The organism is Burkholderia alba, from assembly GCF_034721475.1.
GTDB classification, from domain to species: Bacteria; Pseudomonadota; Gammaproteobacteria; order Burkholderiales; family Burkholderiaceae; genus Burkholderia; species Burkholderia alba.
This window is the reverse complement of sequence record NZ_JAWJWL010000009.1, coordinates 126,732-147,335: the sequence shown is the minus strand read 5'-3', so window position 1 is coordinate 147,335 and position 20,604 is coordinate 126,732. Positions and strand designations below refer to the sequence as shown.

17 protein-coding genes and 1 pseudogene are annotated in these 20,604 nt (G+C 67.2%); 12 read left to right on the top strand and 6 right to left on the bottom strand.

Annotated elements, in window-relative coordinates; genetic code table 11:
• The first annotated feature begins 14 nt into the window (after window positions 1–14).
• The 3 genes from RZR99_RS12685 to RZR99_RS12675 all read left to right on the top strand — a co-directional run bounded on the left by RZR99_RS12685 (window position 15) and on the right by RZR99_RS12675 (window position 3,990).
• Window positions 15–1,181, top strand: coding sequence for a hybrid-cluster NAD(P)-dependent oxidoreductase (locus RZR99_RS12685; RefSeq protein ID WP_323120113.1), 1,167 nt, complete (start codon window positions 15–17; stop codon window positions 1,179–1,181).
• 122 nt (window positions 1,182–1,303) lie between these two features.
• Window positions 1,304–2,167, top strand: coding sequence for a glycine betaine ABC transporter substrate-binding protein (locus RZR99_RS12680; protein WP_323120112.1), 864 nt, complete (start codon window positions 1,304–1,306; stop codon window positions 2,165–2,167).
• Between the two features lie 167 nt (window positions 2,168–2,334).
• On the top strand, window positions 2,335–3,990 hold the full coding sequence (locus tag RZR99_RS12675) for an APC family permease (RefSeq protein ID WP_323120111.1): 1,656 nt from the start codon (window positions 2,335–2,337) through the stop codon (window positions 3,988–3,990).
• Between the two features lie 99 nt (window positions 3,991–4,089).
• Here the strand turns inward: RZR99_RS12675 and purU are convergent, their stop codons facing one another.
• Together purU and RZR99_RS12665 are read right to left on the bottom strand one after the other, a co-directional pair.
• Window positions 4,090–4,968 (bottom strand): formyltetrahydrofolate deformylase, encoded by an 879-nt coding sequence (gene purU, locus RZR99_RS12670; protein ID WP_323120110.1) that lies wholly within the window; start codon window positions 4,966–4,968, stop codon window positions 4,090–4,092.
• 150 nt (window positions 4,969–5,118) lie between these two features.
• Complete coding sequence (locus tag RZR99_RS12665) at window positions 5,119–5,994, bottom strand: choline sulfate utilization transcriptional regulator (RefSeq protein ID WP_323120109.1); 876 nt, start codon at window positions 5,992–5,994, stop codon at window positions 5,119–5,121.
• A gap of 165 nt (window positions 5,995–6,159) precedes the next feature.
• Here RZR99_RS12665 and betC point away from each other — a divergent pair, with 165 nt between their 5' ends.
• The 3 genes from betC (at window position 6,160) to RZR99_RS12650 (ending at window position 10,083) form a co-directional block, all read left to right on the top strand.
• Window positions 6,160–7,695, top strand: coding sequence for a choline-sulfatase (gene betC, locus RZR99_RS12660; RefSeq protein ID WP_323120108.1), 1,536 nt, complete (start codon window positions 6,160–6,162; stop codon window positions 7,693–7,695).
• A 39-nt stretch (window positions 7,696–7,734) separates the two neighbouring features.
• Complete coding sequence (choX, locus tag RZR99_RS12655; protein ID WP_323120107.1) at window positions 7,735–8,694, top strand: choline ABC transporter substrate-binding protein; 960 nt, start codon at window positions 7,735–7,737, stop codon at window positions 8,692–8,694.
• Between the two features lie 246 nt (window positions 8,695–8,940).
• Window positions 8,941–10,083: a porin gene (locus RZR99_RS12650; RefSeq protein WP_323120106.1), complete on the top strand. Its 1,143-nt coding sequence runs from the start codon at window positions 8,941–8,943 to the stop codon at window positions 10,081–10,083.
• Between the two features lie 101 nt (window positions 10,084–10,184).
• Here the strand turns inward: RZR99_RS12650 and RZR99_RS12645 are convergent.
• From RZR99_RS12645 to RZR99_RS12635, 3 genes and pseudogenes are all read right to left on the bottom strand, one after another.
• A pseudogene (locus RZR99_RS12645) lies at window positions 10,185–11,425 on the bottom strand (M20/M25/M40 family metallo-hydrolase).
• Window positions 11,426–11,504: 79 nt separating this feature from the next.
• Window positions 11,505–13,217: a M36 family metallopeptidase gene (locus RZR99_RS12640; RefSeq protein ID WP_323120105.1), complete on the bottom strand. Its 1,713-nt coding sequence runs from the start codon at window positions 13,215–13,217 to the stop codon at window positions 11,505–11,507.
• A gap of 562 nt (window positions 13,218–13,779) precedes the next feature.
• Window positions 13,780–14,370: a TetR/AcrR family transcriptional regulator gene (locus tag RZR99_RS12635; RefSeq protein ID WP_323120104.1), complete on the bottom strand. Its 591-nt coding sequence runs from the start codon at window positions 14,368–14,370 to the stop codon at window positions 13,780–13,782.
• A 140-nt stretch (window positions 14,371–14,510) separates the two neighbouring features.
• Between RZR99_RS12635 and RZR99_RS12630 the strand changes: the two genes are divergently transcribed.
• Window positions 14,511–14,933: a tautomerase family protein gene (locus tag RZR99_RS12630; RefSeq protein WP_323120103.1), complete on the top strand. Its 423-nt coding sequence runs from the start codon at window positions 14,511–14,513 to the stop codon at window positions 14,931–14,933.
• A gap of 52 nt (window positions 14,934–14,985) precedes the next feature.
• Here the strand turns inward: RZR99_RS12630 and RZR99_RS12625 are convergent, their stop codons facing one another.
• A complete protein-coding gene (locus tag RZR99_RS12625) occupies window positions 14,986–15,930 on the bottom strand; it encodes a GlxA family transcriptional regulator (RefSeq protein WP_323120102.1) in 945 nt (314 codons plus the stop codon).
• A 264-nt stretch (window positions 15,931–16,194) separates the two neighbouring features.
• Between RZR99_RS12625 and RZR99_RS12620 the strand changes: the two genes are divergently transcribed.
• The 5 genes from RZR99_RS12620 (at window position 16,195) to RZR99_RS12600 (ending at window position 20,601) form a co-directional block, all read left to right on the top strand.
• Window positions 16,195–17,145 (top strand): choline ABC transporter substrate-binding protein, encoded by a 951-nt coding sequence (locus RZR99_RS12620; protein WP_323120101.1) that lies wholly within the window; start codon window positions 16,195–16,197, stop codon window positions 17,143–17,145.
• Between the two features lie 61 nt (window positions 17,146–17,206).
• The gene (locus RZR99_RS12615; protein ID WP_323120100.1) at window positions 17,207–18,136 is read left to right on the top strand and encodes a BKACE family enzyme; all 930 of its coding nucleotides are present in this window, start codon (window positions 17,207–17,209) and stop codon (window positions 18,134–18,136) included.
• Window positions 18,137–18,179: 43 nt separating this feature from the next.
• Window positions 18,180–19,145 (top strand): L-carnitine dehydrogenase, encoded by a 966-nt coding sequence (locus RZR99_RS12610; protein ID WP_323120099.1) that lies wholly within the window; start codon window positions 18,180–18,182, stop codon window positions 19,143–19,145.
• Window positions 19,146–19,148: 3 nt separating this feature from the next.
• A complete protein-coding gene (locus RZR99_RS12605) occupies window positions 19,149–19,646 on the top strand; it encodes a thioesterase family protein (RefSeq protein ID WP_323120098.1) in 498 nt (165 codons plus the stop codon).
• A 28-nt stretch (window positions 19,647–19,674) separates the two neighbouring features.
• Window positions 19,675–20,601 carry an alpha/beta hydrolase gene (locus RZR99_RS12600; protein ID WP_323120097.1) on the top strand — a complete coding sequence of 309 codons (927 nt, stop codon included), beginning with the start codon at window positions 19,675–19,677 and terminating at the stop codon, window positions 20,599–20,601.
• Window positions 20,602–20,604 lie beyond the last annotated feature (3 nt).

The following is a 20,604-nucleotide window of genomic DNA, read 5'->3' as shown; positions in this document are numbered from 1 at the left end:
GGGCGGAGCAACACATGATGCGAGATGCCGCGAACTTCGAACCGGCCGACAGCCGCGTGACCCGTCCCGCATTCTGGCAGGCGCTGCCGGAGCGCTGGACGAGCGATCTGGAGGAAACGCTGGTGTGCTGCCAGGTGCGGCAGGAGACGCACGACGTGAAGAGCTTTTTCTTCCGTTCGCCTCAGGGCCGCTCGTTCGCGTTCGAGCCGGGCCAGTTCGTCACACTCGAACTCGATATCGACGGCGAGACGATCAACCGCTGCTACACGATCTCGTCGTCGCCGGCGCGGCCGCACACGCTGTCGATCACGGTGAAGCGGGTGCCGGGCGGCAAGGTGTCGAACTGGCTGCACGACCACCTGCAGCCGGGCGCGTCGATCCGCGTGCTCGGGCCGGCGGGCGACTTCACCTGCGCGCGGCATCCGGCGCGCAAGTATCTGTTTCTGTCGGCGGGCTCCGGCATCACGCCGCTGATGTCGATGAGCCGCGCGCACCACGACCTCGCCGAGGACCGCGATATCGTGTTCGTGCATAGCGCGCGCACGCCGGACGACATCATCTTCTCGCGCGAGCTGGACCTGATCGCCGCCAACCATACGAATTTCCGCACGTCGTTCGTCTGCGAGCGGGTCGGCGCGCGCACCAGCTGGCACGGCGTGACCGGCTATCTGTCGCTGGCGCTGCTGAAGCTGATCGCGCCGGATTTCATGGAGCGCGAGATCTTCACCTGCGGTCCCGCGCCCTACATGAAGGCGGTGCGCGATCTGCTCGACGAAGCGGGCTTCGAGCGCGGCCGCTATCACGAGGAAAGCTTCTCGTTCGAGACGCTCGCGGCGAACGGCGCGGCCGAAGCCGACGCGCTGGCCGGCGACGCGTCGCCCGGCATCGATGCGGACGGCGCGGGCGGCGTTGCCGCGGGGCAATACACGGTGAGCTTCGCGAAGAGCCATCGCGACATCAGCTGCGGGGCGGCCCAGCACGTGCTCGACGCGGCGCGTCAGGCGGGAGTCCGGTTGCCCGCGTCGTGTACGCAGGGAATGTGCGGCACCTGCAAGGTCAAGCTGGTGTCCGGCGAGGTGGATATGAAGCACAACGGCGGAATCCGCCAGCGCGAGATCGATCAGGGCATGGTGCTGCTGTGCTGCAGCAAGCCGTTGTCCGATCTCGTGATCGACAAATAGAGAGGGCCGTGCCGGCGCGCGTCGCGGTTGAGCAAGGACGTGTCGCAAAACAACGATAACGAGGATTTGTGGTTGAGGAACCTTGAGAGGCGTCTTTTTTCACCACCCCACGGAGGTCGACCATGAAATTCCTCGGAAAACTGCTCTGGTGCGGCGCGCTGTCCGCCGTGCTGGCCGCGACGGCGCCCGCCGTCGCCGATACCAAGCCGACGCTGAAGATCGGCTACGTCGAAGGCTGGGACGACAGCGTGGCGACGTCGAACGTCGCCGCGCGGATCATCGAGAAGCGTCTCGGCTATCCGGTGCAGCTCGTGCCGGTGGCCGCCGGCGTGATGTGGCAGGGCGTGGCGCGCGGCGATCTCGACGGGACGCTGTCGGCCTGGCTGCCGGTCACGCAGGGCGCGTACTGGGATCAGTTCAAGACCAAGGTGGTCAATCTCGGCACCAATTTCCCCGATGCGCGGATCGGCCTGATCGTGCCCGCCTATGTGAAGGCGAAGAGCATCGACGACCTGAACGCGGAAAAGAACGACTTCGGCGGGCGGATCGTCGGCATCGACGCGGGTGCCGGCGTGATGCGCAAGACCGACGACGCGATCAAGACCTACGGCCTCGGCTATTCGCTGATGTCGAGTTCCGGCAGCGCGATGACGGCGGAGCTCGCGCGCTCGATCCATGCGAACAAGCCGGTGATCGTCACCGGCTGGGCGCCGCACTGGATGTTCGCGAAGTGGAAGCTGCGCTTCCTCGACGACCCGAAGAAGGTGTACGGCGAGGCGGAGCACGTCGACAGCGTCGTCAATCCCGGCCTTGAAACCAAGGCGAAGCCGGTGGTGGCGTTCCTGAAGAAATTCCAGTGGAAGCCGGGCGAGATCGACAGCGTGATGCTGGCGATCCAGAGCGGCGCGAAGCCCGATGCGGCGGCCGATGCGTGGATCGCCGCGCATGCGGATCGCGTCGGCGAATGGGTGGCCGGCGCGCAGTAGACGGAACGGAATGAACGAGCATTCAAGATGACGAAATAAATCATCAGTAATTCGAACTAAATGCGAATTTTCTGTAAATTTCTCGTAAAAAATGACAATTTATGGACCCGCGCAGGCTTGAGTTGTTACACTGTGCGCTTGTGCGGAGTCTTCACAGGAGGATTTGGATGAGTCACGCAGGACTGCGCGCGCGCAGTACGGATGCTGCCGAGAACACGATCTCACATGATGTGAAAGGCCACACGCTGCACCGTGGCCTCACCTGGAAAGATGCATTTTGGGTAACGAGCGGTGTGCCTGCGGGCGTGCTGTTCACGATCGGCGGCGTATGCGCGACGATCGGCCAGCCCGCGTGGGCGATCTGGATCGCCGCGATCACGATGGGTTTGATTCAAAGCGCGACTTATGCGGAAATCTCCGGGCTGTTTCCCCATAAATCGGGCGGCGCGTCGGTCTACGGCGCGATCGGATGGGTCCGCTACAGCAAGCTGATTGCCCCGGTGTCGGTGTGGTGCAACTGGCTGGCGTGGTCGCCGATGCTCGCGCTGGGCTGCGGTCTCGCCGCCAGCTACGCGCTGACGAGCCTCTTTCCGGCCGATGCCGCGATCCTCCACTGGCAATGGACGCTGGCCGACCTCGGTTTCATCAAGCCCGGTCTGTCGCTGCGCATCAACGCGACCTTCGTGATCGCGGCCCTCCTGCTCCTCGTCACCTTCAAGCTGCAGCACAGCGGCGCCTCCAAAGCCGCGCGCACGCAGCGCATCCTGGGCATCGCGTCGCTGACGCCGCTCCTGATCGTCGGCATCGTGCCGTTCGTCACGGGCGATGTGCCGATGTCGAATCTTCTGCCGCTGCTGCCGCTCGGTCACGACGCGCAGGGCAATCTCACCGCCGCGACGTTCGGCAGCTGGAACGGGCAGGGTGTCGTGATGGCGCTCGGCGCGATGTTCATGGCCGGCTGGGCGTCGTACGGCTTCGAGACCGCGGTGTGCTACACCCGCGAGTTCCGCGATCCGCGCCGCGACACCGCGAAGGCGATTTTCTGGTCCGGCGCGTTGTGTCTCGTCGTGATGACGCTGGTGCCGCTGGCGTTCCAGGGCGCGCTCGGCACGGCCGCGATGCTCGATCCGAAGATCGGCGACGGCACAGGCGTGGCCGCCGCGATGGCGAAGATCGTCGGCGGCGGCGCGTGGGTCGCGAACGCGGTGGTGGTGATGCTGATGCTGTCGATCCTGCTGATCGTGATGACGTCGATGATGGGCTCGTCGCGCACGCTGTATCAGGCATCGGTCGACGGCTGGCTGCCGAAGTACCTGTCGCACGTGAACGAGCACGGCTCGCCGACGCGCGCGATGTGGACCGATCTCGGCTTCAATCTCGTGCTGCTGATGATGTCGGACTACATGACGGTGCTGTCGATCTCGAACGTGTGCTACATGCTGTTCGTGTTCCTGAACCTGCAGTCCGGCTGGATCCACCGGATGGACCGGGGCAACTGGGAGCGGCCGTTCCGCTGCCCGACGTGGCTGCTGGTATTGGGCGGCGTGTGCGGCTACGCGAACCTGGTGTATGTCGGCGCGGGCGCGAACCTGCAGGGCGAAGGCACGCTGCGCAACGGCCTGATCGCGATGCTGCTGATCGTGCCGGTGTTCCTGTATCGCCACTACTGGCAGGATCGCGGCCGCTTCCCCGCGCAGATGATGCGCGACATGGAGCTGACGATTCCGGCGCGTGGCCGCTGGCTGAATGTCGCGCCTTATGCGGCTCTCGCGGGCGCAGCGTTCACGATCTGGATCTCGTACTACCTCGCGTGGGCCGGATAAGCCCGAGCGTCGCCAAAAGAAAAAGAAGCCCGAGTGCGGCGTGCCGCATTCGGGCTTTCAACTTTGGAGACAGCCGACGGACAACGCAAGGCGGGCGGCTTACTGGAATACGACGGTCCGGTCGCCGTTGAGGAACACGCGGCGCTCGATGAACGCCTTGACGGCCCGCGCGAGCGTGATGCACTCGACGTCGCGCCCGGCCGCGAGCAGCTGTTCCGGCCGATACGAATGATCGACGCGCTCGACCACCTGCTCGATGATCGGCCCTTCGTCGAGATCATCGGTGACGAAATGCGCGGTCGCGCCGATCAGCTTCACGCCGCGCGTATGCGCCTGGTGATAAGGCTTCGCACCTTTGAAGCCGGGCAGGAACGAGTGGTGGATATTGATCGCGCGATTCGCGAGCCGCGCGCTCGTGGCGGGCGACAGCACCTGCATGTAGCGCGCGAGGATCACGAGCTCCGCGCCGCTCGACTCGAACAGGTCGAGCCACTGCGCTTCCTGCTGCGCCTTCGTATCCGCCGTGATCGGGAAATGCCGGAACGGCAGGCCGTGCTGCGCGGCGAGCGGCGCGAAGTCCGGATGGTTCGACGCGATGCCGACGATGTCCATCTTCAGTTCGCCCATCTTCCAGCGAAACAGCAGGTCCGCGAGGCAGTGCTCGAGCTTCGATACCATGATCAGCACCTTCGGGCGCGCGGCGGCGTCGTGAATCGCCCATTGCATGCCGAAACCGGCGGCGATCGGCGCGAACTCGCGCTGCAGCGCGTCGATGCCGAGCGGCGTGGACGCGTCGTCGGCCGAGTGGAACACGCAGCGCACGAAGAAGCGGTTGCTGAGATCGTCGTCGAACACGTTCAGCTCGTCGATGTAGCAGCGGCGCTGATCCAGGAAGCCGACGACGGCGGCCACCTGGCCGGCGGCGCTCGGGCACGACAGCGTCAGCACGAAAGGATGGGGACGGGGTGGGGCGGACATGCGGTTCCTCTGGTCTCGATGAGCGGTCGCCGCCTTCGCGCGCGGCGCGTCGGAGACGAGGCTCCAGTAGAGCAGGCCAGATTGCGCGCGGATAGAACCGAAACGTCGCGCCGCTGGTATCGGCGCGCCAGCGGCAGGGCGCCGTTCAGGTCAGCCGCAGGCGTGCAGCAGCCAGCGGCGGAACACCGGCACGGCCGGCGCTTCGGGCCGCGCGGGCGGGCGCACCAGGAAATAGCCGCGCGGCGTGACCACGGGCGCGTCGAGCAGCTCGACCAGCTGGCCGGTTGCGATCAGTTCGTCGACGAGCGGCGCCCAGCCGAGCGCGACGCCCTGGTGCATCAGCGCCGCGTGAATCACCAGCGCATAGCTGTTGAAGGTCAGCCCGTGCGCGCCGTGCGGCGCGTCGAGCCCGTGCGCGTCGAACCAGCCGCGCCACGCGAGCCAGCGCTCCGGATCGGTCGGCTGCACGTGCAGCAGCGGCAGGCGCAGCAGATCGGCGGGCAACGCGACCGCCGACGCGTGCGCGGCGCGGAACGCGGGCGAGCAGACCGGCGTGACCGCCTCGGCGAACAGCCGGGTCGACGTGCACGACGGCCAGACGCCTTCGCCGAACAGGATCGCGATGTCGGCATGGTCGCGCTGCGGATCGAAATCCTGCGACGTCACCACTCGCACGTCGACATCCGGCATCACGCGCTTCAGTTCGGTCAGGCGCGGCATCAGCCAATAGGTGGCGAAGCCGAAATCGGTGACGAGCGTGAGCGTGCCGTGCGCGCGCCGCGTGCGAATGTCGGCGGTCGCGACGCGCAGCGTATCCAGGCTGTGGCGCACGGCTTCGAACAGGCGCTCGCCGTCCTCGGTGAGCGTCACGCCGCGATGGCCGCGCGCGAACAGCGGCGCGCCCAGCGCCTCCTCGAGCTGCACGACCCGCTGGCTGACGGCCGGCTGCGTCGAACCCAGCTCGCGCGCGGCGGCGGTGAAGCTCGCGAGGCGGGCGGCCGATTCGAACACCGATAGCGTCTGCATCGGCGGCAAATGGTCAGGTCTCGCCATAAGCACCTCTAATGGGCCCATAAGAATCCGATGTCTTCACAGCCCGCTTTCGGCCGGCAATAGTGAAGCTCCCACGGCATGCCGCGCAGCGCGCCTTCCGGCGCCGCGGCCCGACGATTCTAATTCACGGTACGCGCGATGCTTAACACAAAGCGGAATATCCTTATCCTGATGGCCGATCAGCTGACGCCGTTCGCGCTGCGCGCTTACGGCCACCGGCTGACGCGCACGCCGCACCTCGACCGGCTCGCCGCGCAGGGCGTCGTGTTCGAGTCGGCCTACTGCGCGAGCCCGCTGTGCGCGCCGTCGCGGTTTTCGCTGATGACGGGCAAGCTGCCGGCCGCGATAGGCGCCTACGATAACGCCGCCGAATTACCCGCGCAAACGCTGACTTTCGCGCACTACCTGCGGGCGTCCGGATACCGCACCGTGCTGGCCGGCAAGATGCACTTTTGCGGGCCCGACCAACTGCACGGCTTCGAGGAACGCCTGACCACCGACATCTACCCGGCCGATTTCGGCTGGGTTCCCGACTGGGCGCGGCCGGACGAGCGGCCGAGCTGGTATCACAACATGTCGTCGGTGCTCGACGCGGGGCCGTGCGTGCGCACCAACCAGCTCGACTTCGACGACGAGGTCGCGTTCGGCGCGCGCCAGAAGCTCTACGACATCGCCCGCGAGCGGGCCGCCGGGCGCGACACGCGGCCGTTCTGCATGGTCGTGTCGCTGACTCACCCGCACGATCCGTATGCGATCACGCGCGAATACTGGGATCTGTACCGGGACGACGAGATCGACCTGCCGGCGGTGCGTCTCGACGCGGCGGACAGCGACCCGCATTCCCGGCGGCTGCGGGCGGTATGCGAGACCGACCGCACGCCGCCGTCGGACGCGCAGATCCGGCGGGCGCGGCATGCGTACTACGGCGCGACGTCCTACGTCGATGCGCAGTTCGGCGCGGTGCTCGCGGCGCTGGAGCAAGGCGGCTTCGCCGACGACACGACCGTGATCGTCACGTCGGATCACGGCGACATGCTCGGCGAGCGCGGCCTCTGGTACAAGATGACCTTCTTCGAGGGCGGCTGCCGGGTGCCGCTGATCGTGCATGCGCCCGGCCAGTTCGCCGCCGCGCGGGTGGCCGCGTCGGTATCGCACGTCGACCTGCTGCCGACCCTCGTCGAGCTGGCGGCCGGCGCGCCGCGCGCCGATTGGCCGGATCCGGTCGACGGCCGCAGCCTGATGCCGCACCTGACGGGCGGCACGGGGCACGACGAGGCGTTCGGCGAATATCTGGCGGAAGGGGCTGTCGCGCCGATCGTGATGATCCGCCGCGGGCGCTACAAGTACATCCATTCGCCGGCCGATCCCGATCAGCTGTTCGACCTGCGAGACGATCCGCGCGAACTGCGCAATCTGGCGTGCGCGCCGCACGCGGCCGACCTGCTCGCCGCGTGCCGGGCGGAAGCCGCGCGCCGCTGGGATCTGCCGGCGCTGCACCGGCAGGTGCTCGCGAGCCAGCGGCGGCGGCGCTTCCATTTCGAGGCGACCACCCAGGGCCGCATCCGGTCGTGGGACTGGCAGCCGTTCCAGGATGCGAGCCAGCGCTACATGCGCAATCACCTCGAGCTCGATGCGCTCGAAGCGATGTCGCGCTTCCCGCGCGTGCATTCGTAGGACGAAACTTCTTTCCCGATTTCAACGACGGAGCAGGCCATGAAACGAGAGTCACGCGTCGCGCCGCTGTCGCGCGCCCTTGCCGCGCTGCTGCTGATCGCCTCGGCCGCCGCGCACGCGGCCGAACCGGCGACCTGCCGGGACGTGCGGATGGCCGCGCCCGGCTGGACGGATATCGAGGCGACCAATGCGCTCGCGGGCATCGTGCTGAAGGGGCTCGGCTACCGGCAGAGCGTATCGAACCTGTCGGTGCCGATCACGTACCAGGGCCTGAAGAAAGGGCAGATCGACGTGTTTCTCGGCAACTGGATGCCGGCGCAGGCGCCGCTCGTCAAGCCGTTCGTCGACGAGCGCTCGATCGAGGTCGTGCACGCGAACCTGAGCAACGCGAAATTCACGCTGGCGGTGCCGGACTACGTGGCGGCGGCCGGCGTCAGGCGTTTCGCCGACCTGACGACGTACGCGGACCGCTTCGGCGACCGGATCTACGGGATCGAGCCGGGCGCGCCGGCGAACCAGAACATCAAGCGGATGATGGCCGACAAGGCGCTCGGGCCGGCGAACTGGACGCTCGTGGAATCGAGCGAGACCGGCATGCTGACCCAGGTCGAGCGCGCGGTGCGCGACAAGCAGTGGATCGTGTTTCTCGCGTGGGAGCCGCATCTGATGAACACGAAATTCCGCCTGACCTACCTGTCCGGCGGCGATGCGTATTTCGGACCGAACTACGGCGGCGCGACCGTCAACACGGTGGCGCGCGCGGGCTTCACGAGCCAGTGCCCCAACCTGGCGCGGCTGTTCCGGCAGATGACGCTGACCGTCGATCTCGAGAACCGGATGATCGCGGCCATGCTGCAGGAGCGGCTGCCGGCCGCGGCGGCCGCGCAGCGCGCGCTGCAGGCCGATCCGGCGCTGCTCGACGCATGGCTCGACGGCGTGACCACCACGGCCGGCGCGCCCGGCCTGCCGGCGGTGCGCGCGGCGCTGGCCGGCCACTGACGCACGCGGCCGCTCCGGCGGCTGTGCCTCGGTGTTTTCCCGTCCGGTCGCCTGTGGACCATTCGGCGTCGCCTACAGACGGGTGCCGCGAAATATGGGTTTGTATTTTTCGCCAACGGGTGCCGATTGTGCATGGGATGCGCAATGGTGGTCGTGGCAGTGCGTCATACAAGCAAATATCGCGGATTCGCGTGGACAGGCGTGGAATCCTCTTTCCATTGAAACGGGCAGGAAGGGGTGTCGACAATGAAGAAATCGAATGTTGCCGCATGGAGCACGATTGCGCTGGCGGTGGCGAGCATGCCGACCGCAAGCCATGCGCAAAGCAGCGTGACGCTGTACGGCATCCTCGATGCGGGGATCACGTACGTGAACAACTCGGGCGGCGGGCGCGTCGTCAAGTTCGACGACGGGGTGTCGTACGGCAACCGGATCGGCTTCAAGGGCACCGAGGATCTCGGCGGCGGCCTGAAGGCGGTATTCGTGCTCGAGAGCGGCTTCCGGCTCGGCAACGGCAACCTCGGCTTCGGCGGCGCGGAGTTCGGCCGGCAGGCCTTCGTCGGCCTGCAGAACGACTGGGGCACGCTGTCCTTCGGCAACCAGCTCGACATGACCAACGAGATGGTCTACACGACCAACATCTCGTCGTGGGGGAGCGGCTACGCGATTCACCAGGGCGACTTCGACCGCTTCAACGGCGATCGTCTGCCCAATTCGGTGAAGTTCCTGTCGAATACGTTCGGCGGCTTCAAGTTCGGCGGCATGTACTCGTTCGGCAACGTCGCGGGCAACTTCCATCGCAACAGCGCATACAGCCTCGGCGCGAATTTCGCGCAGGGCGATTTCATGGTGGGCGCGGCGTACACCCGTCTCAACAACCCGAACGGCATCTACGCATTCGATCCGTACGCGATGATCGGCACCAAGACCTTCCTCGGCCAGCCGACCGTGAGCGTCGATCCGGCGACCGGCCAGATCACCGATCTGTACGCGAACACGCCGATGAACGTCGACAGCCAGGGCACCTTCGGGATCGGGTCGAGCTACACGATCGACAAGCTGACGCTGATGGGCAACTTCACGTACACGACGATCAAGGGCTTCGGCCAGTCGTCGCACATGCAGGTGTACGAAGGCGGCGGCAGCTACCAGTTCACGCCGGCGCTCAGCTTCATCGCCGGGTACCAGCACACGCGCTTCGAGGGCAATCACTGGAACCAGGGTTCGGCGGGCGTGCATTACCTGCTGTCGAAGCGTACCGATATCTACCTGTCGGGCGACTACCTGCGCGCATCGAACGGCGTGAACGCGGTGATCGGCTACAGCTTCACGCCGTCCACCACGCAGACGCAGGCCGACGTGCGGATCGGGATGCGGCATTCGTTCTGACGCCGCCTATGCGGCCGCGAGCCGACGTTCACATGGGCGCGAACCCGGCGGGTCGCGCCCATGTGCGTTGCGGCGTCCATCTGCCGCCTGTCGACGGTTGCCTATCGCTTCGCGATCGAGCCGCCGTCTCCCAGCTCCACCGCGTAAGCGAGCGCGAGCTTGCCGAACTTCAGCGCGTGATTGCCCTGGCGGTCCGAGTTCGCGAGCGTGTCGTTGACGGTATGCACATACGGGCTATCGTTCTGGTCCGCCTCGAACGGGAACGACGCCGGATAGCCCTGCGCCGTCCACGATGCATGGTCCGAGCACGCATAGCCGCACTGCGACGTGCCGACCGCGAGCTCCGGCAGATAGGTTCTGGCCAGATTGGTCAGATAGGTATTCTGCGCGGCGTTCGTGTAGTCGGTGATGAGGTAGATGTCTTTCGGATCGCCCTTGTAGTTCGTCATGTCGAGCTGCAGCACGCCGACCACGTTCGCATTCTGCGAGCGGAACTGCTTCGCGATCGCCTTCGAGCCGAGCAGGCCTTCCTCCTCCGCCGCATAGCCGATGAACTTGATGGTGCGTTTCGGCTTGTAGTTGTTCGCGAGGATCACGCGCAGCGCTTCGGTGAGGCTCGCGATCCCGGACGCGTTGTCGTCGGCGCCGGGCGCGCGCGCGTTCTCGCGGTGGTGCGGCCGATCGTCGAATCGATATGCCCGCCCAGCACGACGGTGCCGGCGGCCGGATCGCTGCCCTTGATGGTCAGGATCACGGATTTCTGCGGCCAGCCCGCATGCGTGAACTGCTCGACCGTCACGTCGGTGCGCGCGCCGCCGAGCTGCTTCCATTGCAGCGTGATCCAGTCGGACGCGGCGACGCCGTGCGACGTCGTGTAGTAGCGGTTCGTGAACCCCGTCAGCGACGTGATCGTGCCGACGATGTTGCTCGCCTGGAGCTGGGTGAGCCATGTCTTGATCTGCTGCGAGTTCGCGATCGCGTAGTCGGGCGCGGCCGCCTGTTTCGAGAGGACGGGCGGTAGCAATGCCTGACGGGCGTCTTCATAGGAGTCGTGGACGATGAACCCCGGACCGTGGCCGCGCGCGCGATGCACCGCCTGCGACAGATCGCCGAGCAGGGCGTCGTCGATCTGCACGATGTGGACGGTCTCCCGGCGCGCGGCGCCGTCGGGCGAACGGCCGGCCGCGAGCGGCTGGCTGTATTGCGCGGCGGCGCCCGGGTCGAGGTGTTGCAGTTGACGGAATGCCGGATCGCCGAGCGTGATCCAGACCGGCGCCGCCTGCGCGACGGTGGCGCAGAGCGCGGCGCACAGGGCGACGGAAAGCTGTTTCGGAATAGGCATGTTCGATCTCATCGGGATGGTGATGTCGAGGGAAACAGGGCGGCTCGCAGGTCGTGCGGCGCGCCCCGCCTGCCGGGCATTACGATTTCTGCGGCACGGTGACGGCGTAGGTGCAGCTCTTGTTGTACGCGTTGCCGATCGCGGTCAGCTGCGCGTTGCTGTAGCCGAGCGCGGAGGCGGCGGTCAGCACGGCTTGCGCGGCGGCCTTCTGGTTGGTCGAGCTGTTGGTCATCGACAGTCCCTTCAGGAATGCCTTGTCCATCGCCGGGCCGCCGATCGCGTCGCGCGCGACCAGGTTGCACGATGCCCAGTACTGGCCGGCGGTATGGATCTCGGCGCCGCGCGCCTGCGCGTAGGTGCGTCCGACATTCCAGTTGGTGACGCGGCCGGCCCAGAACTCGTTGTGGCCGTCCCAGTTGTAGACCCAGTTGTATTGCGCGTCGGACGGGCTCCACTGGTTGAAGTCGCGGCTGTAGGCGGCGGCGAGATAGTCGCCGGTGCCTTCCGACAGGCCTTCCTGCTGCGACAGGCCGCCGTTGGTCACCCAGTCGTGGATGCCGTGGCCCAGTTCGTGGATCACGACGTCCGCGTCTTCCGCGTCGTCGACGCCGCCCTGGCCGAACGACAGCTTGCCGCTGCTCGACGAATACGACGAGTTGTCGTCGCCCGACTCGCCGTGCGGGTCGTACTGCACGCCGCCCGAGTATTGATACGGCAGCGCCTTGACGCCGAGCGTCAGGTTGACGTAACGCAGGAACGTGTCGATGTGGTAGTACGCGTTGACTGCCTCGAAATAGAGGTTGGAGCGCGTGAAGTCGAAAGTCGTCGACGTCTGCACCGGGCATGCGTTGTCGCGCGGCGCGTCGAAATCGGCGCAGACCGCGTACGGGCCGGCCAGCTTGTAGCTGCTGCCGGACTGCGTGAGGTCCTTCAGCGTGACGCGCACGCGCGCCGCGTTCAGTTGCGGGGAGTCGGCGTCGTTGTTGTCCTTGTAGCCGGTGCTGCCGTAGCTGCTTTTGGTCGACGATAGCGGATCGGGCTTGAACACGAGACCGCTGCCGTCGGTCGCGTAGAACGCCTTGTCCTCGGCGCGCAGCACTTCACCGCTGTTCGCGTCGATCAGCAGTTCCCAGTCGCCCTTGGGCCCGTCCTGCGGCCGGCCGCGCACCTTCCACGCGGTATGCGTGCCGGCCGTGTCGACGAATGCGACGAGGCCGGCATCCTGGTTCGTGAAGCCGCTCACTCCGAGATACGCGCGGGCTCGATCGAGTGCTTGTTGCCGATCGACGGCCTGTGCCTTGGCCGACACGCTCACGACACCGTTGACCGTATTGCTCGCGACATACAGCACACGGCCGTCCGGCGCGACCGTCACGGCGATCTCGCTGCCGTAGACGGGCAGCCCGGCGGCCTGTTGCTGTAGCCGCACGACGGTGAAGTCGGCGTCCTTGCGTTCGGCGGTCACCGCCATATTCGCGAGCGCAGTCTGGTCGAGGCCAAGCTGGGCGGCCTGCGCGGAGACGAATTCGCGCGCGACCGCGGCGGCGGGCGCGCCGGAGCGCTTCGCGCGGAACGCCGGGTTGTACAGCGTGACGGCGACGCCGTCCGCGCGGAATTGCCCGCCGGACTTGTCGGCTTTCGCACCCGGCTGCGTGACGCCGCGCGTCAGGCTGTCGCGAATGCTCTGCGCCTGAGGATTGGCGACCTTCGAATCGGCCCATGCGTTCAGCGCGGTGCCGAAGCCCAGTGCAACACTCAATGCCAACGGCAATGCTTTGCAGGATGTCTGCATACTGTTCCTCGTATCGAAAGGTGGAAAGAACGGCGAACATCGGGAAGTGCAAGGACGACACGGCCCGCGCGGCGGCCCGGGAGCCGTCGCGGCAAGGCGCGTTGCTACTGCTGGTGATTAAGGATGACTAAGCATCAGGGCGAAGCGGAAAATCGCGGAGGCGAGCCGGCGAAGTGCCGGATGACGGCAGGCGGAAAGGGTGAGTGAGCGGATAGCTGAAACCGCGATGGCGTTGCTGGCATCGTCATGTCATACCCCTCGGATCAATGAATGAATCGGCAGCCTTTTCGTCGCTATTCGGCTTGCGTTCTCTAAGGGCTCTCATCTCCTTAGGCTGCCTATCTATTTTTAGAACATATTACAGAATATTTTCACGGTTATTTCGAATTATTTTCGATGAACCTTTCGGAAATCGAAAGACTCGGCGCGATTGTTGAAGGGAACGGCGTCGGCAGGCGGGAGAGGCGGCGGCTGTTCGGCAGCGCGTTGCGTCGCGACCGGGCCGCCGATATGGGGCGCGGTCGCGACGCCGATCCGGCACGCCGGATCGGACACTGCATGTTTAACCGCGCTTGGGCGCGGCCGTCATGCTCAGCGCATACCGGCCGACCGCCTGCGCGATGCGTTCCGACAGCACGGGGTCGGGTACGGCGCGGGCGAGCGTCACGCCGCCCGACAGCAGCGCGAGCAGGGCGATGGCCGTGTCGTCGCGGTCCGTGCCCGCGCGATCGGGCAAGCCGGTCGCGACTTCGTCGATGAGCCGCCGCAGCGCCGCTTCGTAGGCCGAGCGGGTGTCGGCATCGGCGCGCACGACTTCGGGAGAAAGGCTCGGCAGCGCGCAACTGTCGCCGATATCGCAGGTTCGCTTCGGGCCGAGATAGAACGCGACGAACGGCTTCAGCCAGCGTGCGCCGTGGTCGTGCTTCAGCGTCGCGATCGCATCGCGCAACTGGTCGAGCCCCGCGAGCAGCACCGTGCGGAACGCATCGCGCTTGGATTTGAAGTGGCCGTAGAACGCGCCGTTGGTGACCCCGGCGGCCTTGGTCAGGTCGTCGATGCCCGATCCGCCGTAGCCTTCCCGGCGAAATGCCTGTCCGGCGGCCTCGACGATGCGGGCGAGGGTCTGCTGCTTGTGTTCGGCGGAGTAGCGCATCTGGAATCCATTGGGAGAGCGATCGCTCTTTTTCTTGATAAGAGAGTAATCGGTGTCTATCGTATAGAGAGTGATCAGTATTTATATCACGACCCGCTTGACCCGGGCTTATCCGGTTCCCCCCAACCAGGAGTGTCGACATGCCGATTACGCTGACTGTTTCCGAGGGTTTGCTGTCCGCCGAGGCGGAATCCCAGGTGTTTGCCGAACTGACCGATGCGCTGCTGGACGTCGCGCAGCTCGGCGGCAATCCGTTCATGACTCGCAACGTGGTCGGCACGCTGAATGTGCTGCCGGGTGGGCGAGTGTTTGCCGGCGGCAAGGCCGCGCCGGCGGCGTTCATCGAATTGAAGCTGCCGGAGATCGCGCTGGCGGGCGCGGAGGCGAAGCGGGCGTTCATCGACGCGGCGACCGGGGCGGTCGAGCGGGCCGCCGCCGGAAGGCTGCCGCGCGATCACATCTGGGTCAACATCGTCTACGCGGCGGACGAATCGTGGGGAATCGGCGGGCGCGGCTACAGCAACGCGGAGCTCGTCGGCGCGATCCAGGACGCCGCACGCTGACCCGCTGTCACGTGCCGGGTCTCGTTCTCCCGGCAAACCGTGATCCCGCCCGTCACCGAATGCCGTTGCGATCGCTCCGCGGGCTTGTGCCGAACCGGGCGCGGTAGGTTCGCGAGAAGTGCGACGGCGATTCGAATCCGCACGCGACGCACACCGACGTGATCGTCATGTCGGTCTGCTGCAGCAGTTCCCGTGCGCGTTCGAGCCGCAGCCTCAGGTAGAAATGCGTGGGGGTGTCTTTCAGCGTCGCGCTGAACAGCCGCTCCAGCTGCCGCCGCGTGATGCCCGCTTCGCACGCGAGCGCCTCGGACGACAGCGGACTCTCCATATGCCGCTCCATCGCGCCGATCACCTGGATCAGCTTGCGGTTGTGCACGCCGTACCGGGCGGCGATCTCGAGCCGCTGGTGATCGGAGCGCAGCCGGATGCGGCTCACGACGAACTGCTCGGAGATCGTCGCGGCCAGATCCGCGCCGTGCCGCCGGCCGATCAGGTTCAGCATCATGTCGATCGATGCGGTGCCGCCGGCGCAGGTGATGCGCCGTTCCTCGATCTCGAACAGCTCCTGCGTCGCCGCCAGTCGCGGATAGCGTTCGCGGAACGCCGCGAGCGCCTCCCAGTGCACGGTCAGCGGCTGCGACGGCTCGAACAGTCCGGCCTCCGCGAGGATGAAGCTGCCGGTATCGATGCCGCCGAGCGTCGCGCCGTCGCGATGGCAGCGCTTCAGCCACGCGCCGAGCGCGCGCGTGTAGCACGCGAGCGGATCGAACCCGGCCATCACGAACACGGTCCGCGCCGCATCGGCGTCGGCGAACGACGCCTCGGCGTTCAGTGCGATGCCGTTGCTCGCGACCACCGGCGCGCCGTCGATACTGAGCATGTGCCAGCGGTACAGATCGGGCCGGAAGCGGTTCGCGACCCGCAGCGGCTCGAGCGCCGACATGAAGCCGAGTGCGGAGAAGCCGGGCAGCAGCAGGAAATGGAAATCTTCGGGCATGAAGGCGGGCGGCGTGAGAACGGGACGAGCGTAGCAAGCACGGCGCTGTGAGACAAGGCTCGGCAATAATCCGCGACCCTGTAAGCCTTGTCGGGTAAAGGCGAGCGTGGCGCTAATGGTTTTTACGCATAGTCGCTGGCAGGCAAGAAAGCGTCGCGACCGGTCGCCTTGGCGCGAATATGGCCCGTTACTTTGGAGTCCACGGTGCAGGCCGCGTCGTCCCCGGCGGACCGGCCCGCTCAACCCGTCGAACAGGGAGGAAACATGAAGTCGAGAACGACAGCTGCGCTCGGCGCGGTACTGGCGGCCGCGTGCGCGTGGCCCGCGGTGTCTCATGCGCAGGATTCGGCCGCGTGCCGCACCGTGCGTTTCGCCGATATCGGCTGGACCGACATCACGTCCACCACGGCGCTCGCGTCGCTGCTGTTCGACGGGCTCGGCTACAAGCCGACCACGACGATCGCGTCGGTGCCGATCTCGTTCGCGGGGCTGAAGAACAAGCAGCTCGACGTGTCGCTCGGCTACTGGTGGCCGGTGCAGCAGCATCAGCTGCAGCCGTTTCTCGACGCGAAATCGATCGACCGGATCGAGCCGCCGAACCTGTCCGGCGCGAAGGCGACGCTCGCGGTGCCGAGCTACGTATACCAGGCCGGTCTCAAGTCGTTCGACGACATCGCGAAGCACCGCGCGGAACTGGACGGCAAGATCTACGGGATCGAGCCGGGCAGCAGCGCGAACGCGACGATCCAGAAGATGATCGACACCAACCAGTACGGGCTCGGCGGCTTCAAGCTGGTCGAGTCGAGCGAGGCGGGGATGCTCGTGACGGTCGACCGCGCGACCCGCGACAAGAAATGGGTGGTGTTCCTCGGCTGGGAGCCGCATCCGATGAACATCCAGATCAGCATGAACTACCTGTCGGGCGGCGATGCGTCGTTCGGGCCGAACTACGGCGAGGCGCGCGTCTACACGCTGACCGCGCCCGACTATATCGCGCGCTGTCCGAACGCCGGCAAGCTGGTGTCGAACCTGCGCTTCACCACGCAGATGGAGAACCAGCTGATGCAGTCGGTGATGAACAAGGTGAAGCCGGCCGAGGCCGCGAAAGCGTACCTGAAGAAGAATCCGCAGGCGCTCGACGCATGGCTCGCCGGCGTGAAGACCTACGACGGCAAGGATGGCCTGCCGGCGGTGCGGGCGTATCTGGGCCTGTAACCCTCCCGCGCCGGCCGGACGCGGGCTGCCCGGCGCATTCCATCGAAACGAGGCGACAACGATGAATCATGAAGTGATCCTGACGTGCGCGGTGACGGGCGCGGGCGATACGGTCGGCAAGCATCCCGCGGTTCCCGTCACGCCGAAGGAAATCGCGGCGGCGGCGATCGAGGCGGCGAAGGCGGGCGCGACCGTCGCGCACTGCCACGTGCGCGATCCGCGCACCGGCCGCGGCAGCCGCGATCCGCAGCTGTATCGGGAGGTGGTCGACCGGATCCGCTCGTCGGACACCGACGTCATCATCAACCTGACGGCCGGGATGGGCGGCGACCTGGAGATCGGCGCCGGCGAGGAGCCGATGCGCTTCGGGCAGGGCACCGATCTGGTGGGCGGGTTGACGCGGCTCGTTCATGTCGAGGAACTGCTGCCCGAGATCTGCACGCTCGACTGCGGGACGCTGAATTTCGGCGACGGCGACTACATCTACGTGTCGACGCCCGCGCAGCTGCGGGCGGGCGCGAAGCGGATCCAGGAACTCGGCGTGAAGCCCGAACTGGAGATCTTCGACACCGGACATCTGTGGTTCGCGAAGCAACTGCTGAAGGAGGGGCTGCTCGACGATCCGCCGCTGTTCCAGCTGTGCCTCGGCATTCCGTGGGGCGCGCCGGCGGATACGGGCACGATGAAGGCGATGGTCGACAACCTCCCGCCGGGTGCGCACTGGGCCGGCTTCGGCATCGGCCGGATGCAGATGCCGATGGTCGCGCAGGCGATGCTGCTGGGCGGCCACGTGCGGGTCGGCCTGGAAGACAACCTGTGGCTCGATCGAGGCGTGCATGCGAGCAACGGCACGCTGGCCGAGCGCGCGAGGGAAATCGTCGAGCGTCTCGGCGGCCGCGTGCTGACGCCGGCGGAGGGGCGCCGCAAGCTCGGGCTGCCCGCGCGCGGCGAGCGGCCGCTCGAGCGGCGCGCAGTGGCCGAATACGCGTGACGCGACGCGTCCCGCCCCATTCTTTTACGAGGATCGAGAGTTCATGGCAGTCATCACTGAAATCAGGACGTTCGCCGCGATCGGCGCGGGCGTGATCGGCAGCGGCTGGGTTGCTCGCGCGCTGGCGCACGGCCTCGACGTGGTCGTCTGGGATCCGGCCGACGGCGCGGAGCGGCAACTGCGCGCGAACGTCGCGAACGCGTGGCCCGCGCTCGAACGTGTCGGCCTGAAGGCGGGGGCCGCGCAGGCGCGTCTGCGGTTCGTCTCCACCATCGACGAGTGCGTCGCGAACGCCGACTTCATCCAGGAAAGCGCGCCCGAGCGCGAGGCGCTGAAGCTCGAACTGCACGAGCAGATCAGCCGCGCGGCGAAACCGGACGCGATCATCGGCTCGTCGACGTCGGGCCTCTTGCCGACCGATTTCTACGCGCGGGCGCGGCATCCCGAGCGCTGCGTGGTCGGCCATCCGTTCAATCCGGTGTATCTGCTGCCGCTCGTCGAGGTGCTGGGCGGCGCGCGCACCGCGCCGGCAACCGTCGACGCGGCGATGGACGTCTACCGCTCGCTCGGCATGCGACCGCTGCGGGTGCGCAAGGAGGTGCCCGGCTTCATCGCCGACCGGCTGCTCGAAGCGTTGTGGCGCGAGGCGCTGCACCTCGTCGACGAGGGCGTTGCGACCACGGGCGAGATCGACGATGCGATCCGCTTCGGCGCGGGCATCCGCTGGTCGTTCATGGGCAGCTTCCTGACCTATACACTGGCGGGCGGCGAGGCCGGCATGCGTCATTTCATGCAGCAGTTCGGCCCCGCGCTGGAGCTGCCGTGGACCAAGCTGGTCGCGCCGAAGCTGACCGACGCGCTGATCGACCGGGTCGTCGACGGCACGACGGAGCAGCAGGGTCCGCACAGCATCAAGGCGCTCGAACGCTATCGCGACGAGTGCATTACCGAAGTGATCGCGGCGATCGCCGCGGTGAAGGCGCGTCACGGGATGCGCTACGAGGAGTGATACATGACGGCAGCCACGCCATCGACGGCGCTGACGATTCATCGGGACACCGTGCGCGCGGAGTGGGTCGACTACAACGGACACCTGCGCGACGCGTTCTATCTGCTGATTTTCAGCTTCGCGACGGATGCGCTGCTCGATCGCATCGGGCTGGACGACGCGGCGCGCAAGGCGCGCGGCCGCTCGGTCTATACGCTCGAGGCGCACGTCAACTACCTGCACGAGATCAAGGAAGGCACGCGCGTGCGGGTCGATGCGCGGGTGCTCGCGCACGACGCGAAACGGCTGCATCTGTATCTGGAGATGTTCGCCGAAGGCATCGACGGCGCGGTGTCGGCGAGCGAGCAGATGCTGCTGCATGTCGATACCGGCGGGCCGGCGGCGGCGCCGTTCGATGCGGATGTCGCCGAGCAGGTGGCGGCGCTGGCGCGGCTGCAGCGCGACTGGCCCGCGCCCGCGTGGGCCGGCCGCGTGATCGGTCTGCCGCCCGCGCGCCGCTAGCGGGAAAACGGCGCGGCCGGGGAGGGACATGCTCGAAACGGAGATCGCGGCATTCGTCGCACAGGTCGCGGCGCGTTATCCGTCCGATGCGGCGAGCCTGCCGCCCGCCGGACAGCGCGTGCTGTACGACCGCTTCGCGGCGGCGTGGACGCCGGCGCTGCCGGACGGCGTGCGCGCGGACGACGCGATGCTCGCGTCGCGCGCCGATCGTCCGATCGCATTGCGGCGCTATCGCCTCGGTGAGCGGACCGCGCGCGGCACGGTGCTGTATTTCCACGGGGGCGGCTTCGTCGTCGGCTCGCTCGATAGCCATGAACTGATCACCGCGCGGCTTGCGGCGGATACCGGGCTCGACGTGATCGCGGTCGATTACCGGCTGGCGCCCGAGCATCGCGCGCCGGCCGCGCATGACGATTGTCTGGAGGTGGCCGAGGCGGCGCTGGCCGGCCGGCTGCCGTTCGGTCCGGCCGCGTTTCCGCTGATGCTCGCGGGCGACAGCGCGGGGGGCACGCTCGCCGCTTGCACGGCCGCTTCGCTGCGCGATGCGGGGCGCGGCGGCGTGGCGGCGCTGGCGCTCGTCTATCCGATGCTGGGTCTCGATCCGCAACCGCCGGCGCGCGACGCCGAGGCGCAGGCGCCGATGCTGTCGCTCGCCGACGTGTACGCGTACTGCCGCCATTACTGGGGCGACGCGCCCCCGCCCGAGGGGACCGTGCCGCTCGACGCCGCTCGTTTCGACGGCCTGCCGCCGACGCTTGCGATCGGCGTCGAGCACGATCCGCTGCGCGACGACGCGCGGGTCTACGCGGAGCGGATCGTCGCGGCGGGCGGCGACGCCCGGTTCTGGCTCGGCACCGGGCTGGTTCACGGCTGCTGGCGTGCGCTCGACGGCAGTCCTCAGGCCGCGCGCATGCATCGCGCCGTATGCGATTTTCTGTTGGCGCATCAGGGTTAGCGC

Excerpts from the sequence above, each read along its gene's own strand:
- RZR99_RS12685 (WP_323120113.1), top strand. The coding sequence starts at position 15 with ATGATGCGAGATGCCGCGAACTTCGAACCGGCCGACAGCCGCGTGACC.
- RZR99_RS12635 (WP_323120104.1), bottom strand. The coding sequence starts at position 14,370 with ATGCGCTACTCCGCCGAACACAAGCAGCAGACCCTCGCCCGCATCGTC.
- RZR99_RS12620 (WP_323120101.1), top strand. The coding sequence starts at position 16,195 with ATGAAGTCGAGAACGACAGCTGCGCTCGGCGCGGTACTGGCGGCCGCG.
- betC (WP_323120108.1), top strand. The coding sequence starts at position 6,160 with ATGCTTAACACAAAGCGGAATATCCTTATCCTGATGGCCGATCAGCTG.
- RZR99_RS12605 (WP_323120098.1), top strand. The coding sequence starts at position 19,149 with ATGACGGCAGCCACGCCATCGACGGCGCTGACGATTCATCGGGACACC.
- RZR99_RS12650 (WP_323120106.1), top strand. The coding sequence starts at position 8,941 with ATGAAGAAATCGAATGTTGCCGCATGGAGCACGATTGCGCTGGCGGTG.
- choX (WP_323120107.1), top strand. The coding sequence starts at position 7,735 with ATGAAACGAGAGTCACGCGTCGCGCCGCTGTCGCGCGCCCTTGCCGCG.
- RZR99_RS12600 (WP_323120097.1), top strand. The coding sequence starts at position 19,675 with ATGCTCGAAACGGAGATCGCGGCATTCGTCGCACAGGTCGCGGCGCGT.
- RZR99_RS12630 (WP_323120103.1), top strand. The coding sequence starts at position 14,511 with ATGCCGATTACGCTGACTGTTTCCGAGGGTTTGCTGTCCGCCGAGGCG.
- RZR99_RS12625 (WP_323120102.1), bottom strand. The coding sequence starts at position 15,930 with ATGCCCGAAGATTTCCATTTCCTGCTGCTGCCCGGCTTCTCCGCACTC.
- purU (WP_323120110.1), bottom strand. The coding sequence starts at position 4,968 with ATGTCCGCCCCACCCCGTCCCCATCCTTTCGTGCTGACGCTGTCGTGC.
- RZR99_RS12680 (WP_323120112.1), top strand. The coding sequence starts at position 1,304 with ATGAAATTCCTCGGAAAACTGCTCTGGTGCGGCGCGCTGTCCGCCGTG.
- RZR99_RS12665 (WP_323120109.1), bottom strand. The coding sequence starts at position 5,994 with ATGCAGACGCTATCGGTGTTCGAATCGGCCGCCCGCCTCGCGAGCTTC.
- RZR99_RS12675 (WP_323120111.1), top strand. The coding sequence starts at position 2,335 with ATGAGTCACGCAGGACTGCGCGCGCGCAGTACGGATGCTGCCGAGAAC.
- RZR99_RS12615 (WP_323120100.1), top strand. The coding sequence starts at position 17,207 with ATGAATCATGAAGTGATCCTGACGTGCGCGGTGACGGGCGCGGGCGAT.
- RZR99_RS12640 (WP_323120105.1), bottom strand. The coding sequence starts at position 13,217 with ATGCAGACATCCTGCAAAGCATTGCCGTTGGCATTGAGTGTTGCACTG.
- RZR99_RS12610 (WP_323120099.1), top strand. The coding sequence starts at position 18,180 with ATGGCAGTCATCACTGAAATCAGGACGTTCGCCGCGATCGGCGCGGGC.